The following is a 17,595-nucleotide window of genomic DNA, read 5'->3' on the forward strand; positions in this document are numbered from 1 at the left end:
TCAGTTATTAACTCAATGGAAAAGTATCAATCATACAAATCAATAGAAACGAAAGCTTCTATTCGCAAAATGCAACGCATTTTAGATCATTTATTTAGTGAAATTGATCAGCAACATCGTGAGACTAAAGAGAATGTTGTGACACTGATTCAACAGTCACAACAGCGATTGATGAACTACAAAGAGCTTTACCTTCACAAAGAATCGATAAGTGAAGTAGAGCTGCGGATGGCGCATGAAAATATGAGTGAGACTGAGAAGCAGGTCGCCGATATGGGTATTCCAGTGTTAACTTATATCATTGGCGCGCTAGATAAAGCGTATTAACACAGTCGTAAAGTCGGGCGATACAAGATTTATGCAATTTCGATCAATTGATGACATCTAAAAGAAAGGATGCAAATGCTGGGGAACCACACCCAGCATTCGGACACTCATTTACCTATATTTTCGAACCGTAAATCAGTGTTTAGAGGTATGTGAACCGAACAGTGTCGGTACGCAGCGAATAATAGCGATATTGTCCGATCTAGGCTACGTCCTTGGAATCTAACACCTTCACTTAAACTGTAAATTAATCTGTACACCCAGCCAAATTGAGCCATTGAGCACGTTCTTCCTTCTCTTTAAGCGATAAAAGACTAATTAGTGACGAAAAAAACAACGCATCTTAGGTAAAAGATAAGAGTTGTTAAAATATATCGCTATAAGATTGACCTTTTGCTTTTCAATCGTCCTGCTTATGCCTTACAATCTTTTCGAACCAAATCCATTCATAACGAATGGGGTTGATGAATTAAGATGAACAATTTTGCTTCGAACCCAAAGTTGCGCACATTTCATCAGCGATGACATCGCCAAAAACGACTCTCAAGTGTTCATGTGCAAATGATTAACTACCTTTTGTTGCGTGTTTTCTTAGCCATACAGGGCTCTTGTAACATAGTGCTCTTGTAACCAAATTTTGACTAAGTCGGAGCGTTTTGTTGTGTGCTTTAGATAAAGCACAACTGGCGAGAAATTAACGGATTGAATTTAGAGGTATTAACCGTGAACCTAAAACTTGTCGGCAGCTCCCTGATCGTTGCAGGTACTGCTCTTGGCGCTGGTATGCTTGCTATACCAATGGTGCTTGCTCAATTTGGCCTCCTTTGGGGCACTCTTCTTATGTTGTTCATCTGGGCTGGAACGACTTATGCTGCGCTGCTCCTTCTTGAAGCCAGTTGCAAAGTAGGTGGTGGTGTGAGCATGAATGCAATTGCTCGCGAAACGCTTGGTAAAGGAGGCCAGTTGGTAACCAACAGCTTGCTTTACGCCCTGCTAGTTTGTCTATTAATGGCTTACATCATTGGTGCGGGTGATCTCGTACAAAAAGTAACAGCCTCATTTGGGCTTCCAACATCTACGATCTCAAGCCAAGTCGGTTTTACTCTTTTAGTTGGTATCATTGTTTCGGCAGGTACAGGGGTAGTAGATAAGCTGAATCGCGGTTTGTTCCTAGGCATGATCGTAGCGCTGATCCTGACACTTTTTGCGCTTGCACCAAGCGTCTCGTTTGAAGGACTTGATGAGGTTGTGAGCGACGATAAAATGGCACTTATCAAAACCAGTTCGGTGCTTTTCACCAGTTTCGGTTTTATGGTCGTGATCCCATCGCTTGTAACTTACAACAAAGAAGCGAGTAAAACACAGCTGCGTAATATGATTATCGTGGGCTCAACTATTCCGCTTGTTTGTTACCTATTATGGTTGTTAGCGGTTGTCGGCAATCTACCACCTCATGAGCTTGTTCAATACTCCAACGTAACAGAGTTGATCTCGGTACTAGGTCAGCAATACGAGGGCTTAGAGTTCATCCTATCCATGTTTACTGGTTTGGCACTACTAACGTCGTTCTTAGGTGTTGCAATGGCGCTATACGATCAAAATGCAGACCTACTGAAAGCAAGTAAGCCAGTGATTTTTGTTACTACTTTTGTGCTACCACTATTAGGTGCTGTATTTGCGCCAGAACACTTCCTAGCTATTCTCAGCTACGCGGGGATTATTCTTGTGTTTCTCGCGGTCTTTGTTCCATTATCAATGACCATGAAAGTGCGCCGAGTGCCGGTAGAAGATGACAATATTTATGAAGCTGGTGGCGGCGCAATGGGAATGAGCATGATCTTCCTATTCGGCTGTTTCTTGCTGTTTGCCCAAGCAGTATAAAATCACGCTAGCTTATTTAAAAAGAGCCGCTCGATTCAAACGGGCGGCTTTTTTGTATTCATAGCCGAACCCAGGCCACTCAAAGTCATCAGCATTTGTGATGTTTGACGTTTCTCTGATAATCACGGTTAGCGCTGACTTTTTAGTAAAACTCCTTAGCGAAAGGCTGACATGTACAGTGATTCACCCTTCTATTATATCGATGTTGATATGAATAAGAGGCTCTGTTTTGTCAAAGCAATTATCTTTTGCCATGGTTGGCGTTATGTTGTCTTTAGGTGTGTTGAGTACAGAAGCGGTTGCTGACCCGAAGCATAAGCATGGACATCGGTACGATCACCATCATGCGCATCACCACCATCATAAACACAAGCGCAAGCACAAGCATAAACACAAACATCGTGACGTTATTTATGTGGAGACCAGACGACCAAGGCGCAGTTACTATTACCATGACCGAATTCCTCGGAATAGTACCTACATAAAGATTGGAGATTTCACTTATCTAAAAGTGGACGACCGTTATTATCGCCGTTCTAATGATCGCTATATCCATGTCGAGTTCAATTAAACTTGAAAGGGCACATAGTCGGCGTTCTTGTAATGTTGAGCTTAATAGCAACAACATGTCACATGTAACATCGACCAATACTAGGGTTGAGGGTTAAAAACAAAAACAGCGAGCCGGTGCTCGCTGCTTTTGCTTAGATGAGTGTTAGACAGTAAATCTATTTAAGATTTGATCTTGTTTATGTACATCTTCTTGTTGCGCCTGCATCGCGTCGTTGGTTCGATTTGCCGATTCGGCGACTTGAGTCGATAGGTCTTTAATATTCACCGTATTGTTGTTGATCTCTTCAGCGACAAGGCTTTGCTCTTCCGCTGCTGAGGCAATTTGCAAGTTCATATCGGAAATACGCTGAATCGCGTCACGAATGCGTTGCAACGCACTATTTGCTAAATCCGCTTTTTCAACGGCCTCTATAGCACTACCTTTGCTTTGATGCATGGCATTTGCCACAGAAGAAGCGCCAGATTGTAGTTGCTCAATCATAGTACGAATCTCTGTTGTCGACTCTTGAGTACGTTGTGCCAGTGTACGGACTTCATCTGCAACAACGGCGAAGCCTCGGCCAGATTCTCCCGCACGTGCAGCCTCGATTGCGGCATTCAACGCGAGTAAGTTCGTTTGGTCCGCAATATCGTTGATGACTTTTAGAATCGTTTCGATATTGGCGGTAGCAGATTCCAACACTTGTACTTCTTCGACTGCAAGGTCAATGCTATCGGAAAGCATGTTTATCGTTTGTGTCGATTCACCAACGATAGAAGACCCCTCAACCGTTGCTTGGTCGGCTTCTTTGGCTGCACTTGCCGCACCTTGCGCATTATTAGCAACCTCTGTCGCGGTGACAGACATCTCATGCATCGCGGTAGCAAGTTGTTCTAGCTCTTGCAGCTGAGTGTGAATTGCGCCTGCCGAGTCTTTTGCGCCCTCAGCGGTGATTTGAGTTCCATTTAAAATTTGATCAGAAATACGTTTCGACTCAATGATTTGCTGTTGTAAGTTCTCCATGAACGTATTGAAGTTTGTGGCAAGCTCAGAAAACTCTTGGTCAGTATCTGTTTCGAGGCGTTGTGTAAGGTCGCCTTTCCCTGATGCTACATCTTTAATCGCATTGTTTAGCGTGTCCAAAGGACGCATGAGAGTGCGAATCAACAGAGTTAGGGCGATAATAGATGCAATCACGGCAATGATTGAATAAATAATAGCGTTGTTACGAAGCTCTCCTACGGCAGAATAGGCAACAGCTTCATCGATCACCGAACCTACGTACCAGTTCTCGCCAGGAATGTGAGTCAGGTTAACCATGTAGCGGTTGCCATCAATCTCAACATGTTGTGCTGATTGCGTAAGTTCGATTTGTGGGAGGTAGCTACCGACTTTCTCACCGTTGTATTTACTTTGAGGGTGAGCAATGGTTGTGCCATCAGCGGTGACCAAAAATAAGTAACCAGCATCAAACAGATTCACTTGGTTGACGAGATCAGAAAGGGTAGTTAATTCGAGGTCATAAAACATACCGGCTAAAAACTGGCCATTTTCTTTTACTGGCGTACCAACAGAGATGATAACGTTTTTCGAAGACGCATCGACGTACGGATCGGTTACGACCAAATCGCCTTTGCTCTTAGCTGCAATAAACCAAGGACGCTGACGTGGGTCGTAGTCTGGGCCCGCATCCCAGCCGTCGTCATTTTCAATCACAAAGCCATTACTTTCATAACCAAAACCGATGGCAAGGAAGCTGCTTTTTGGCGTGGGTCTTTCAAGTATGTTTTGAACATAGCTATGTGAACTGGGGTCAAGCTCAATCACTTCAGTAATGGAGCGAGCGAGATCCTTCTTTGCATTCATTTCTGATTGCACAGTGTTACCAACACTGGTCAATATCTCGTTGACACTTGAGTCGATTTGCTCCTGAGTTTGGGAGCGGATGGTCATAACTTGTTGTGTCGACAATAACGACACGGTAATTAGCAGCAAAAATGAAGAGGCTGTGACAACCTTATGTCTGAATTTCATGAGCTTTCCTCTGATTCTCCCGGTTGGTTCCACTTTGCTTTCGCCTCTTTTAAACCGAGCGAATTGGGCATAAAGAGAAACCTATTGTGTTTGGTTATATTTTTATCGACATCTTTGTCAAAAACATGAACTCATTTGTCGTCTTTTTTAACTAAATTTAAACAAACCGACAATTTACGTTAAAACTTGTGAGTGTGATCATGTTTGCGAGCTCAATTAATGAAATAGTCATAATGAAAAGAATTGCTTAACAAACAGTGGCATTAACTGGCTTTACAGGTGAGGTGATGAAAATTTTGTTGGTGCTGAAAGGTGTTTTGTTGAAGTTTTGTCTTTGTAAATTATGAGCTTTTTACTAAAAGCCTAATGTGGACGGAGTTTTAGGTATAAAAAAGGCCCCGACGATGCGGAGCCTTTGTTTATTGACGTCTCGATTTTAGAAAATAAGATGAGCAACGCCAGCAATCACAGGTAATGTGATTAACGTACGTAAAATGAAGATTACGAAGAGCTCTACAATGTTTACTGGAATTTTGCTGCCTAACAGTAGGGCACCTACTTCCGACATGTAGATAAGCTGAGTTACTGACATTGCTGCAATAACAAAACGTGTCATTTCGTTATCGATTGAGGCCGCTAAAATTGCTGGAATAAACATATCCGCAAAGCCAACAACGATTGTCTGTGATGCTGCAACAGCTTCAGGGACTTGCAGTAGCTCTAGGTATGGGATAAACGGTTGACCCAGAATTGCAAATACAGGCGTGTATTCTGCAATCACCAATGCAACGGTACCAAGACCCATCACTACAGGTAATACGCCAAATACCATGTCGACTGCGTTGTGTACGCCTTCTTTAAATACAGACTGAACCGATGTGACTTGACCAGCACGCTTAAGAGCTAGATCCATACCCCAAGAGAATGTGGTGTGGCCTTCTGGCACTGCATCTGCGTCTTTATCTGGGTTGCTGCCGTCAATGTAGCGATCTTTCTTCAGACTAAGCGGAGGAAGGCGAGGAATGATAATCGCAGCTACGATACCAGCTAGACAGATAGCGCCGTAGAAAGGCAAAAATAAGTGCTCTAGTTTTACCTGAGCGATAACAACTAAGCTAAACGTGATCGATACTGCTGAGAAAGTGGTCCCGACAACAGCCGCTTCACGCTGAGTATAGAACTTATTTTCGTATTGCTTGCTGGTTAGCAAGATACCAACACTTCCGTCGCCTAGCCAAGATGCCATACAGTCAATTGCACTGCGGCCAGGTAGGTTGAATACCGGACGCATTATTTTACTGAGTAACGCACCAAATAGCTCCAGAAGACCGAAGTTCAAAAGAAGCGGAAGCAGTAAACCCGCGAAAATGAAAACGGCAAACAGAGTAGGTAGAAGACCAGTAAGAACAAGCCCGCCAGTGTTCTCTTCCCAAATTGCTTTTGGACCCACTTGGAAGAACGTCATTAACACGGCAGCGCCGCCGATTAAACGAACAACGAGCCAAAGTGGAGATGGGTTGAAGAGACCGTTTAAAAAACCATTACGTAAAATTGCAGCTGGCTTAAAAATTTTGCAAAGAACAGAAGCAACGGCCATGAAAGCGATGATACTGGTGACGATAGCAATCAAGGTATCGCCTAACACCGCTGGGATGACTTTTGCCATCACGGCAACGGGAATGGTTAGGCCGCCATCGTAAGAGATCGGAGCCATAAAGAGTAGAAGACCAATTAGGGAAGGGATGAAAAACATCCAAAAGTTGCCCTTAGGAGCTTCAGTAGCATTAGTGGTGTTATGCATAGTTGTCTCGTGTTACTACTAGTCAATACTTGCCATTTCCATGACATAAATATTCACTAAACATCCGTATTTAATCACAGTTTTGCGGAGGGTACCCGCAAACTGCATCCATTGCAATACTATTCATTAAATACATCTAGTTATTCAGCCGATTTGTCGGGTAATTGGTCAAATAACGTCTAAGTGTATGCGAATATGTTGCTTGTGTTAGAAAATTGTAGCACGAGAGGCGAATTGCGCAGTGAATTATGGGGCGCATTGTGACTGGAATAATAAAATGGTAAACAAATGTGATTTTGATCTGACTAACTTCTTTGCCAGAAATTCAGTTAGCCTTATCTATTCTAAGGTTTTTAGTGGTGTCAAAATACCGTTCAGCGTTTCTTGTGCCGTTGCAGTGTGAACCTATTGAGCCAAATCCGATTGAAGCATGTCGCTTCAATCGGATCGAAATTTTATGCTTTTTGTTGACGGCTAAGTATGTATAGGTAACTCCAGTAAATCAGAGCCGTAGAAAAAGCCAATATTGCTGGGAAAACCAGCGTATATAAACCATATACCATAAATAGAGCCGCTCCCGCGACGCCGCCAAACAAAAAGCCAAAGAAAATGAATAGGAATAATTTTGCTTTACGTCGGTCAAATTGACGACCTCTCAAGCTCTCTCCAATCATAATCCCTAGATCGGTGATGATTCCGGTCATATGTGTGGTTCTGACTACTGCGCCGCTAAACGTGGTGATCATGGCGTTTTGTAATCCACATGCTGCTGATGCTAGATATTGGCCGTACAAATCCCCTTGCACCAAAAAGCCCAAGCTGAGTAAGAGCAAGCTCCCTTCTATGCACAGTGCAACACCATATCTTCGCCCTAGTTTTAACGCACTGCTTTCAATAAAAAAGCCGCTAAAGGCAGCGCCAATCAAAAAGCTAAATACGATGAAGAGCAGGTGAATGGAGCTATCCACACCTGTTAGCAAGCTGTTCCCTAGCTGAGTTACGGTTCCCGAAAGATGAGTTATCGCTTGGTGTTGAAAGCCGAGAAGACCAACGGCGTTGACGCAGCCCGCGAGAAGAGCTAGTAGAAACGCGCCATATTCCACCCAACGAGGAAGTCTGGAAATCACAATAAACCCCCACCAAATATTAGGAGCCGATTATAACGCTCACACCGAGTTACGAAACCCTTTACAGTAAAACTCGATTGATCATTCTCAAAAAATCTCACTTATAGGGTGTTTGTCCGAGCCAAAGTAAATATGTGAACGTGGATTGCCCGCTAGCAGATGTGTTCCGTTGTGCATTCGAAACTCACCCACCCGTGTTTCATTTGTTCATAGACTGAAACGGTAGGTTGGTGGAACTCTTTATCGGTAAATAGACCGACGGGAATGATCATGATTTCTGGGTATGCAGCAACGAACAACCTCATTGTCGTGCCGCAGGATGGACAAAAGTCATACTGAACCTCACTGCCATCATCGCCAATTCGGGTATAGCTAGTGACTTCACCGTTTAAAGTGACGTGTTCTTTTTCAAAGCGAGCTTGTACCCCAAAAACACTGCCAGTTCGTTTTTGGCATTCGAAGCAATGGCAGACAGACGTGTGGGTGGGCTCTCCCTTACAACGGATCTCAACTAAACCGCAGGCGCACTCGCATGTATGAATGGTTTTTGTCATCGTGATTACCTATTTGTCCCAATACACCAATAGACCTAGAGCACAGAGCTTGTGTCACTAGCTCGTTATGAGCTCTGGACTTGAAACTATTTGGATACAATCAGTTTAGTTTAATTTTGAAACACTTGAAGAGGTGAAATCATTTGGGTATACAATGGTATACTCGCTTTTCGTTTATACCTTGAAACAAGGAAGTCTTCATGACTCACAAAAAAATCCTGCCGATACCACTTATTCTACTTATTCCAATCGTTTTATTGGTTGTGGTTGTGATCGCGGGTGTTTATCGTTTTAGTTTGTCTGATGACGAGATCATGGCTAAGTTTCCTCAAACAGAAGTAGAAACTAACGTTATTGTGCAAGAGACGCTTGGTATCACTGCACGTAATCCTTGGACGCTCCAAGTCCCCGAGCAAAGTGCGGTCACTTTTCTTGATGAGTGGGATAAAGAAAACGGCTATTTGATCGGTGACTATGATGCAGGTGCGACAAAAGGTCAGGTACTTGTTCCAACTGCGTCGATTATTCAGCGTGAGATTGAAGGTGTTTCATGGGTTGTTGCACCGATGATTGTAACGACACAAGGTAGCGGTTCGTTTAACTATGTTGGCTTGTTCAAGTTTGACCCCGTGCCGAGCCGAGTTGTCCTTTTAGACAGTATTTTTGTTGGTGACCGCGTGAAATTTACTCAGCTCGAATGGAAAAGTGATACAACTATCACGCTTTCATATTTAGCGCACGGTGACGATCAAGCAATGGCAGACACGCCAAATCAATTCAATTCATCCACATTACAGCGTGTAGGGAATAACTTACATATGCAACAGTGATGAATTTTTTTTGAGTTCTGTAAAAATTCAGTATTTTCTGCGCTAGATCTCGAAATTTCCTAGTGATTTCTTATTCGGGAATGCATAAGCTATGAGCCTTGTTTGAAAGGAGATAGTAATTCCCGTGTCTACAAATGAAATTACAAGACGGTTGCCGAATCTGACAAGTCGTAGAGCGCTGCTGTTATACTCCTTGCCAGTTTTAGTTGCGATTGGTGTTTCTCACTCTCTCAAAGAGTCATCTTTAACCAAAACCATCGCATTGAACCTACCTGAATCTCAGGTCGTTGAAAAAATTCTTGATGCGACAACTGCCGAAGTTGTCACTCCCCCGAACTTCGAATATCAAATCCAAGCAGGTGACAACCTAAGCACTATTTTTAGTCAGCTCGGTTTCGGTTACAGCTCGTTAATGAAAGTAATGGAAACGGATTTGAACTACTTGGCACTTGATACACTTAAGCCGGGCAATACGCTCCGTTTCTGGCGTGATGATGCGACAGGCGAGTTAGCGAAAATGGAACTGCAATTTTCTATTGCAGATAAGGTGGTCTACAAGCTGAATAGTGATGGTAGCTATGACTTTACTGATATTTCCATTCCTGGCGTGTGGAGCCAAGAACCTTTAGTTGGCGTTATTCAAGGCAGTTTTTCTTCTTCTGCGAGTCGTTTAGGTTTAACGTCGGCGGAAGTGAGTCAAGTCGTAAGCTTACTCAAAGAACAACTTAACTTTGGACGTGATCTTCGTGCAGGTGATCGATTTGAAGTTGTTCGTCGCTCACAAAGCATCAATGGTGTACCAACAGGTAAGAACGAAATTGAGGCGATTAAGATTTATAATCGCGGCCGCGAGATCACCGCTTACCTTCATACTGATGGTCAATTCTACAATGCCAAAGGTGAAAGCTTACAGCGCGCATTCCAACGTTACCCTGTAAGTAGTCGTTGGCGTATCAGTTCTGGCTTCAACCCTAATCGTTTACATCCAGTAACGGGGCGTGTTGCGCCGCACAACGGCACTGACTTTGCTGTACCAACCGGTACACCAGTCGTTTCTACTGGTGATGGTACAGTGATCATGACTCGTAAACACCCCTATGCGGGTAACTACGTGGTTGTTGAGCACGGCAGCAAATACAAAACCCGTTACTTACACCTAAGTAAGATTTTGGTGAAGAAAGGGCAAAAGGTTTCTCGAGGCCAGCGTATCGGTCTTTCTGGTAAAACAGGTCGAGTGACTGGGCCACACCTTCACTATGAGTTGATTGAATACGGCCGTCCAGTTAACGCTATGCGAGCAAATATCCCAATGGCGAGTTCTGTTCCTAAGAAAGAGATGGCTACTTTTGTCGCGAACAGAGATGAAATGGATAGACTATTACGCGATAAAGAGAAAGCAGTGCTGTAATAAAGTACTTCGCTTAAAAAACAAAAAGAGACTAAGCATAGCTTGGTCTCTTTTACTTTGTGCATTAACTAGATTTGAATTCTATGACAGCAGTCTGTTCAGTACGTTAGGCACTCCGCACTTCACGTTCATTTATCAGGTGTACGATTTCTTCAACACTGTGTGGACGAGAGTAAAAATAACCTTGGATGTAGTGGCAGCCCATTTCAATTAACTTTTGTAGTGCTCTATCGTCTTCTACGCCTTCGGCAATCAAATCCACATCAAGCAGCTCTGCCAATTGCGCTATCAAAAACACTACTTGTTCAGAGGTTGTATTTGAGAGCATGTTCTGCACAAAGGTAGCATCGATTTTGATGCTATCAATCGGATAATTGTGTATATAGTTCAAGCTTGAGTATCCTGTACCAAAATCATCCAGTGCGACTTTAAAACCCAAGTATCGCAACGAGTTAAGTACCATCTGTTCACGGCCACTTTGTGAGAGTAAGACGGTCTCGGTGAGCTCTATAACAAAGTCTTTTGCTTCGTGCTGATACTTTTCAACCATGTTGGTTAAGTGATTAATATAACGGTTGGAATCAACCAGCTCATACGCTGAGCAATTGATGGAGAGTTTGACTTTATAGCCTAGGTTCGCTTCGAGTTCTTGCTTTGCGATACACGCGAGTTCAATAATCCGTTCACCTAACTCGATAATCAGGCCTGATTGCTCGGCAGCTTCAATGAACTCCGCTGGAGAGATATTTCCATAGATATTGCTATTCCAACGAGTCAAAATTTCAAAGTAATTCCAGCGGTCGCTCGTGATATCGACGATCGGTTGAACCACTACATACAACTCATCGCTGTCTTGTATATCAGTACTTAGCTGGATTCGCATTGCCTCAATAAGCTGCGTCCTACGGTGGTATAACGCACTAAGGTGTGTGTCGTAATGCTGAATCCGTGTATCGCGGTGTTTTTTACAATCTTTGAGAGCGAGACTGGCATTCAAAATCAGCTCATCGCTGTTCAACATATGTACTGGGGCACGTGCAATACCAATACTAACGGTGAAAGAAATCCGGTTAGATTTGTCGCTGTAGCCGCTTTCAATTTTGTCGAGTACTTCCTGACACACGGCTACAGGATCTTCGTCGTACGTGATGAAGGCGAATTCATCTCCTGCAACACGGAACGCATTGTTTGGCGACGACAAGCTCTGTTGAATGGCGTTAGCTGTGAACTTAATGATTTGGTCGCCGATATAGTTTCCGTTGATATCATTGATCGATTTGAAATTATCGATATCAAGATACGCCAAACTGAATGGGCGAGTCGCCTGCTGCGTTAATGTCTCCAAGGTATCAGCTAAACAGCTACGGTTGAGCAGTCCAGTTAGGTTATCATGCGATACCTCATAGCTAAGCTGATTAAGAAGCTTATCTGAACGTTCACTGACCCACTTTTCACGTAAGCTATGAATAATGACATTGGCATAAAATCGGTGGAAGTCGAGGATATCTTGCGCTTCTTTCGCGTGGATGCTTCGGGTAAAGGTAGACAGTAAAATTCCCAGAACTTCGCCATTTTGTGTCTTCAATGGCAGGCCAATGTAAGCTTGAATGCCATCTTCTTGAAACATCTGATCTTCAGGAAAACGCTTGTATACCTGGTCTTGATAGAAAATATGTTCGCCAATGTCTTTCGCCACTTTTTCACAGGGGGTGCCTGAAAGGTGGTAGCTTAGGTTGTCTGTAATTTTTCCATTGCTGGCGAAGGAAATGGTATGAGCCGAATGCTGAAGATGCGCAACTTCTACAACGCAAGTGCAATGGCTCTGCAAGTGTTGATGAATATCTAGCGTGACTCGGTTTAGCTGAGCCGTGCCGTTTAGCTTCAATATCTCATCAATTTTGTGGAAACTGATTTGTACCTGACCCATTGAGCATTTCACCTAGCGTTGTTATTTACATATCGTGTAAGACACGACGAATTATTATTTGATATGCATCAAATAAACTATCGGTTACTAAGGCAGATTTTTCAAATTTTGTGAACGAACAAATCATTATTTTCATGTTTTTATGCTTGAACCTTTTAAAGCTATAGCGATAAAAACGCTAAGCTAGGCGCGCTTCTCCTCTTCTAATCGTGATTTGAGATAATCGAGGAATAGCTTAGTTCGGGTATGCTGATAATCCAGCTTTGGATAGTAGGCATATACAGTGGCTTTATCCGCTGTGATATCGGGCAGGATAGGGACTAACGCGCCGGATTTGAGATCATCTTTGATCATGACGTTGTTCGTCATCAAAATACCCATGCCTCTTTTGGCACCATGAAACAGCGCTTCTGGGTTGGTCGTGGCAAAGTTACCGGACAAGCTGATACGTTTGCCTCGATTTGTTTTGATTTCTCGTGAGGGTTTTTCTCCCCAAATCAGGACATTATGCTCTGTCAGATCCTCAACGCATTGTGGTGTGCCATATTTCTTTAGGTAACTAGGCGCGGCGTAAAACTGGGCTTTATGTTCGAAAAGTGCAGTAGCTTTGAAACTTAGAGAGTTCAGTTGCTCTAATTCCCGGCTAATAAACAGGTCTAAGCTTAGCTCTGGCAATTGACCTGGTAGCGTTGTTGTTAATTGAAGTGTGATGTCTGGATATTTATCAAGAAAATCATCAAGATAATGAACTAGAAATTTAGAACCAACGGCCAACGTTGCCCCAATTTTTAATAGCCCCGCTGGTGATTGGTTGACTGAGCGAGTTTCATCTAATACCGATTGCCATGAATCAAGCTGACTTTTTGCTCGTTGATAAAACAGAGCACCAGCTTCAGTTTGGCTAATTGAGCGGGTCGTACGTTTGAGTAGTTGAACGCCAATTTTATCTTCTAGCCATTGAACTCGCTTACTGATAGCTGAGCTGGTGGTATTGAGTTTCCGCGCTGCTGCATTAAAGCTACCTTCTTCGACCACACGAATATAACTCTTCACGCTTTGAATCCAGTCCATTGTATCTCCTTGGGAATTAATTCCTTTCCAACTTAGCTGATTATCATCTTTGAGTATCAAATATACACTGTTTGCCATCAATCTGTCACAAAGTAGGAGGAACGTTTGCGTAAAACACCATTGTTATTAGCGATGATGATCATTGCCACAGGCCAAGTTGGCGTCAGTATTTATCTTCCTTCTTTGCCATTGATTGGTCATGACTTGAATTTGCCGCAACATTCGATTCAGAATCTCGTCACGCTATTTCTCGTTGGCTTCGGTATCTCTCAGCTTTTTTACGGCCCATTGTCTGATGCAATTGGTCGTCGGCCGGTGTTTATTCTGGGGCAAAGTGTATATCTAGTTGGTACGGTTATTTGCATCGCGTTTTCGGACAACATTGTTGCCCTTGAAGCGGGACGGTTATTGCAAGGCCTAGGAGCGGGCAGCGCTTCGGTACTTGGTCGGTCAGTACTGCGTGATAGTTATGACGGTATGCAATTAACCAAAGCGCTATCTTATATTTCAGTCACTGCTTCAGTGATGCCAATTATTGCTCCGCTGTTTGGTGGCTGGATTGCTTTTCACCTGAGTTGGCATGCTGTCTTCGTGTTTGTGCTGATTTACTTAATGGCAATTTTTACACTTGGTTTATTGGTGCTGCCAGAAACGCTGCCTTATCCGAAGAGAAAATTTAAAGTAGGCGAAGTAAGCGCGAACTATTTGCGTCTGTTAACGAATACACAAGTGATTGGTAGTGCGAGCTACAACTGGCTTAGTTATTTATCGGCTCTGGTTACGCTCTCCTTGTATCCATTTTTAATGCAACAAGAGTTAGGATTGACGGCGGCAGATTACGGCTCTTTGATGATCATACCATCAGTTGGTTTGCTGACGGGTAGCTTAGTGCTGAATTTGATCAATGCTCGTTACAAAGCTCAGCAAATCTTGCTGATGAGTTTCGCGATTGTTGCTGTTGCTGGCTTCATGTTGTTGGTTACCCCCTTCAGTGTATTTTCATTGCTGACGGCATTCACGTGTTTAAGTTTTGCTCAAGGAATGTCATTCCCGGTCTCGATCAGTTTGCTACTTTCACCACATAAGCAACAGGCAGGCGCGGTTTCTGCGCTATCTGGTTCTATTCAAATGTGTTTAGCAGGTTTGTTTGGTGGGTACTTAGTAGACTCATGGGTTACGAATCAGCAGCAGCTTGGGGTGTTTTATTTGTTTATTGCGTTACTTTCTTGCTTTGTTCTTGTACTAAGCCAATTTCGTAAAGTGCCAGAAGGGACGGTTCAAGCAGAAACTTCCATCTGAATATACTTGCAACCAGAAGGTCGGCTTTCTAAAATGCGCAGCTAAATTAAGTCTGGCCTGTTGTGTATACTGAATGACTTGGTTTGAAAGGAAGAGGGCGAACCTTGATACTTCTCTCAAGCTTGGAATACATTTCTGCCCAATGGCTATCCGATCTCTAATCGTTAGGTGAAAGAATGCAACAAAACGAATTTGAAACACTGGTAAAAGAAATTACTCAGCAAGAAAACATGCCAAAGGCACTTGAAATCTTGAAGGCGTGTGAGGAAGAAGAAGTTGCACAAGCGGCGCAATCCCTAACGGGTCAGTTTGGCCTTGCAGAAGTTGATGGTGAGAAACGTATTTACCATATTACCACTCAAGAAGATGAGTCCGGAGAAGAGCAAGAATACGTAGAGCACGTCATGAATGAAGGCGATCACTTGATCAAGTTTGCTGCGTGGTTCTTTGAAACATTCTTTGAAATCAAACAGAAAGATACGTACGTCGCAGCGGGTAAAACATACCAACAACCTAAGCGATAGACGCTCATTTCAAAAAATCCACGAAAACCAAACTGAAAGTTAATTACTAAATAAATGTGACTGGAGTCTTGTTTTTATCTACTTGTGGTGTAAAATTACAACATAGTTAAGTCAATACATTCAGGAGAAGGTCATGGGTAACGAACTTGGTGGTGCTTATATTGGCCAGATGATTGCAAAAGACGCGATGCACAAAGCGCTTTACGGTAAAGCGAAGAAGAAAAAAGCTTCTGTTTTTGCTCGTGTTATTAAAAAACTGGCGAAATAATTTAAAAAGCCCTGATTAAAAAATCAGGGCTTTTTGCTTTCTCTGTTTTGTTGTTAGTAAGTAGCCAACATATTGCACAACATTGGCAAAACGCTACTCAAAGACTGATGACATTTAAATCTAGAATTACGCGGATTGGCTTGGTATCTCCACAACATTGTTAGGCACTTTATCTAGCCCCTTTGCTGATAACCACTTTTCTAAATCGTCAGCGCCTCCAATATATTTTCCATCTAACCAGATTTGCGGCACTGTTACCGGTGTTTTTTCGCCAATGATGGCTTTTACTTCAGGAATCATACGGTATAAGGCGGCGCTGTCTTTAACTACATCATGGTACTCATACTGAACGCCAGCCTCGTCAAGTAATTGTTTGGCTTTGACACAGTAAGGGCAAGTTGCTTTACCATAAACAATGTTGCCTTTTAGCTCATCGCGTTTTACCCACTCAGCAATAACAGACTGTACAAGTACACCCCGATTCAATGCTTCTCCTTGGCTGATAACTTTCCCTTCGACAAGAAGAATGGGTGCATGCCAAGCACCAGCTTTTAATGGTTCCCACCAGTGCGATAACCAATCTTTTACTTCAAGTTCAACGGGCACATCGGCTAATTCGTTTTCAAAAGTATCCTTTAAAATATCTTTGGTTAATGTACATTCACCACAAGGAATATTGACTTTGAATGGGCCCCAACTACCAGCCCAGCGATACAGTGTAATTTTGATTGGTTGACTCATATGGGTTCCTCATTTCCTTTCCTGAAAATATAGAACTTTTAAATTAGATTTTTCTTTCAACTAACTTTGTCTTTTTCGCTTCCCAATGCGTAATAAACGCAATAGATGCAATAATAATCGCAGCACCTAACCATAAACGACCAGGTGGCACCCAACCAAACACCAACCAACCAGCAACAACATTCAAAGGCAGTTTGGCGTGATCAAATGGTTGCACAAATGAGGCGTCTGCTACTGCATATGCTTTAACGATAGCCCATTGAGCGAGTGCTGTAAGTGCACCTGCGGCTAAAAGCACACCCCATATCGTCCACGTATCTGGCATAGTAAACGTCGGTATCGCTAACAAGATATTAAATGGTGTTATCAGCAGCAATAAATAGACAACCATGGTTGATGGCGGATCGTTTACCGACATTTTTTTAACCATTAATGAATACGCTGCCCAGAAAAATGCGGCGCCAACAGGGAGCAGGGTCGCCCATGTAAATGAGTCTGCCCAAGGCTCAAGAATGATCATGGCACCAACAAACCCCGTCAATGTAGCGAGCCAGCGTGCAGTACCTACTTTTTCTTTGAGTAACAAGCCAGAACCAACTGTGGCAAATAACGGGGAGGTCATGAGAAGTGCAATACCTTGCCAAATTGGAACTGGGTAAGCGAGAGCCCATAACCAAAGTTGAATCCCGATAACAGAGAGAAAAATGCGGAATGCATGCCAGCCAAAGTGTTGGGTTCTTAAAGAACGTCTAATCCCAAGTGTACGTAGGTAGGGCAGAATAACAAATAAGGCGATTGCATATTGGAATAACGCAAATGTGGTGGAGGAGACACCAAAGTTGATGCTAGCAATTTGGGCGAAGCTGTTCACTATGGCGAATGCCAAGCCAGCTGTTAGCATCCAGGACGCACCTTGAACAGGATGATGATTCAATTGAAAAATTCCAGTTTGATAGAGGTGGCGGGATCATACGTCCTATTGTTTTTCGCGCCAATAAAAAAATGCCTCCCAGAGGGAGGCGACATTACCAATTCAAAGGACGTGCCTGTTATAACAGGTACAAAGAACGAGAAGCACAAACGCTGCCATGCATTTGCATAAATAACATTGCAGAACACGTGCCAACTTTTATGTATTTGATTTTAAATGGTTTTTTGGTTTTTCTATGTTGTCGATTAGATGAAATGCACTAACTTAGTGATCAATCGCATTAAAAGAGGGCAGAAGTAGGCGTCGTTACGGTCGTTTT

At 43.1% G+C, this 17,595-nt stretch carries 16 protein-coding genes; 8 read left to right on the top strand and 8 right to left on the bottom strand.

The features are described 5' to 3' along the window. The first annotated feature begins 15 nt into the window (after positions 1–15). The 3 genes from R7P67_RS02790 to R7P67_RS02800 all read left to right on the top strand — a co-directional run bounded on the left by R7P67_RS02790 (position 16) and on the right by R7P67_RS02800 (position 2,779). The gene (locus R7P67_RS02790; RefSeq protein WP_005375472.1) at positions 16–327 is read left to right on the top strand and encodes a hypothetical protein; all 312 of its coding nucleotides are present in this window, start codon (positions 16–18) and stop codon (positions 325–327) included. A gap of 723 nt (positions 328–1,050) precedes the next feature. Further along, complete coding sequence (locus R7P67_RS02795; RefSeq protein ID WP_053303777.1) at positions 1,051–2,208, top strand: amino acid permease; 1,158 nt, start codon at positions 1,051–1,053, stop codon at positions 2,206–2,208. 229 nt (positions 2,209–2,437) lie between these two features. After that, a complete protein-coding gene (locus R7P67_RS02800; RefSeq protein WP_080276968.1) occupies positions 2,438–2,779 on the top strand; it encodes a hypothetical protein in 342 nt (113 codons plus the stop codon). A gap of 144 nt (positions 2,780–2,923) precedes the next feature. Here the strand turns inward: R7P67_RS02800 and R7P67_RS02805 are convergent, their stop codons facing one another. The 4 genes from R7P67_RS02805 to R7P67_RS02820 form a co-directional block, all read right to left on the bottom strand. After that, positions 2,924–4,795 carry a methyl-accepting chemotaxis protein gene (locus tag R7P67_RS02805; RefSeq protein ID WP_054574423.1) on the bottom strand — a complete coding sequence of 624 codons (1,872 nt, stop codon included), beginning with the start codon at positions 4,793–4,795 and terminating at the stop codon, positions 2,924–2,926. A 436-nt stretch (positions 4,796–5,231) separates the two neighbouring features. Further along, the gene (locus R7P67_RS02810) at positions 5,232–6,596 is read right to left on the bottom strand and encodes a YjiH family protein (RefSeq protein WP_017635848.1); all 1,365 of its coding nucleotides are present in this window, start codon (positions 6,594–6,596) and stop codon (positions 5,232–5,234) included. Positions 6,597–7,051: 455 nt separating this feature from the next. Then, positions 7,052–7,723 (bottom strand): YoaK family protein, encoded by a 672-nt coding sequence (locus tag R7P67_RS02815; protein WP_054574422.1) that lies wholly within the window; start codon positions 7,721–7,723, stop codon positions 7,052–7,054. Between the two features lie 152 nt (positions 7,724–7,875). After that, positions 7,876–8,277, bottom strand: a complete 402-nt coding sequence (locus R7P67_RS02820; protein ID WP_025768472.1) for a GFA family protein — start codon at positions 8,275–8,277, stop codon at positions 7,876–7,878. Between the two features lie 200 nt (positions 8,278–8,477). Between R7P67_RS02820 and R7P67_RS02825 the strand changes: the two genes are divergently transcribed. Both R7P67_RS02825 and R7P67_RS02830 read left to right on the top strand, forming a co-directional pair. Then, on the top strand, positions 8,478–9,107 hold the full coding sequence (locus R7P67_RS02825) for a hypothetical protein (protein WP_262652939.1): 630 nt from the start codon (positions 8,478–8,480) through the stop codon (positions 9,105–9,107). A 124-nt stretch (positions 9,108–9,231) separates the two neighbouring features. Continuing rightward, positions 9,232–10,515, top strand: coding sequence for a peptidoglycan DD-metalloendopeptidase family protein (locus R7P67_RS02830; RefSeq protein WP_025768471.1), 1,284 nt, complete (start codon positions 9,232–9,234; stop codon positions 10,513–10,515). Positions 10,516–10,621: 106 nt separating this feature from the next. On the opposite strand, the gene R7P67_RS02835 is transcribed toward R7P67_RS02830, so the two are convergent. Together R7P67_RS02835 and R7P67_RS02840 are read right to left on the bottom strand one after the other, a co-directional pair. Beyond that, positions 10,622–12,442: a putative bifunctional diguanylate cyclase/phosphodiesterase gene (locus R7P67_RS02835; RefSeq protein ID WP_005375494.1), complete on the bottom strand. Its 1,821-nt coding sequence runs from the start codon at positions 12,440–12,442 to the stop codon at positions 10,622–10,624. Positions 12,443–12,625: 183 nt separating this feature from the next. Continuing rightward, positions 12,626–13,513 (bottom strand): LysR family transcriptional regulator, encoded by an 888-nt coding sequence (locus R7P67_RS02840; RefSeq protein WP_025768470.1) that lies wholly within the window; start codon positions 13,511–13,513, stop codon positions 12,626–12,628. A gap of 105 nt (positions 13,514–13,618) precedes the next feature. Here R7P67_RS02840 and R7P67_RS02845 point away from each other — a divergent pair, with 105 nt between their 5' ends. From R7P67_RS02845 to R7P67_RS02855, 3 genes are all read left to right on the top strand, one after another. After that, positions 13,619–14,812 carry a multidrug effflux MFS transporter gene (locus R7P67_RS02845; protein WP_017821607.1) on the top strand — a complete coding sequence of 398 codons (1,194 nt, stop codon included), beginning with the start codon at positions 13,619–13,621 and terminating at the stop codon, positions 14,810–14,812. Positions 14,813–14,988: 176 nt separating this feature from the next. Beyond that, a complete protein-coding gene (locus R7P67_RS02850) occupies positions 14,989–15,336 on the top strand; it encodes a hypothetical protein (RefSeq protein WP_262592008.1) in 348 nt (115 codons plus the stop codon). 133 nt (positions 15,337–15,469) lie between these two features. Beyond that, positions 15,470–15,604, top strand: a complete 135-nt coding sequence (locus R7P67_RS02855) for a hypothetical protein (protein ID WP_017635854.1) — start codon at positions 15,470–15,472, stop codon at positions 15,602–15,604. A gap of 126 nt (positions 15,605–15,730) precedes the next feature. Here R7P67_RS02855 and R7P67_RS02860 read toward each other — a convergent pair whose 3' ends face one another. Further along, entirely contained in the window at positions 15,731–16,345 is a 615-nt protein-coding gene (locus tag R7P67_RS02860) for a glutaredoxin domain-containing protein (protein ID WP_005385185.1), read from the bottom strand. Between the two features lie 43 nt (positions 16,346–16,388). Beyond that, positions 16,389–17,246: a DMT family transporter gene (locus tag R7P67_RS02865; RefSeq protein WP_005375542.1), complete on the bottom strand. Its 858-nt coding sequence runs from the start codon at positions 17,244–17,246 to the stop codon at positions 16,389–16,391. Between the last annotated feature and the right edge of the window lie 349 nt (positions 17,247–17,595).

It is taken from the genome of Vibrio sp. Vb0937 (genome assembly GCF_033338855.1).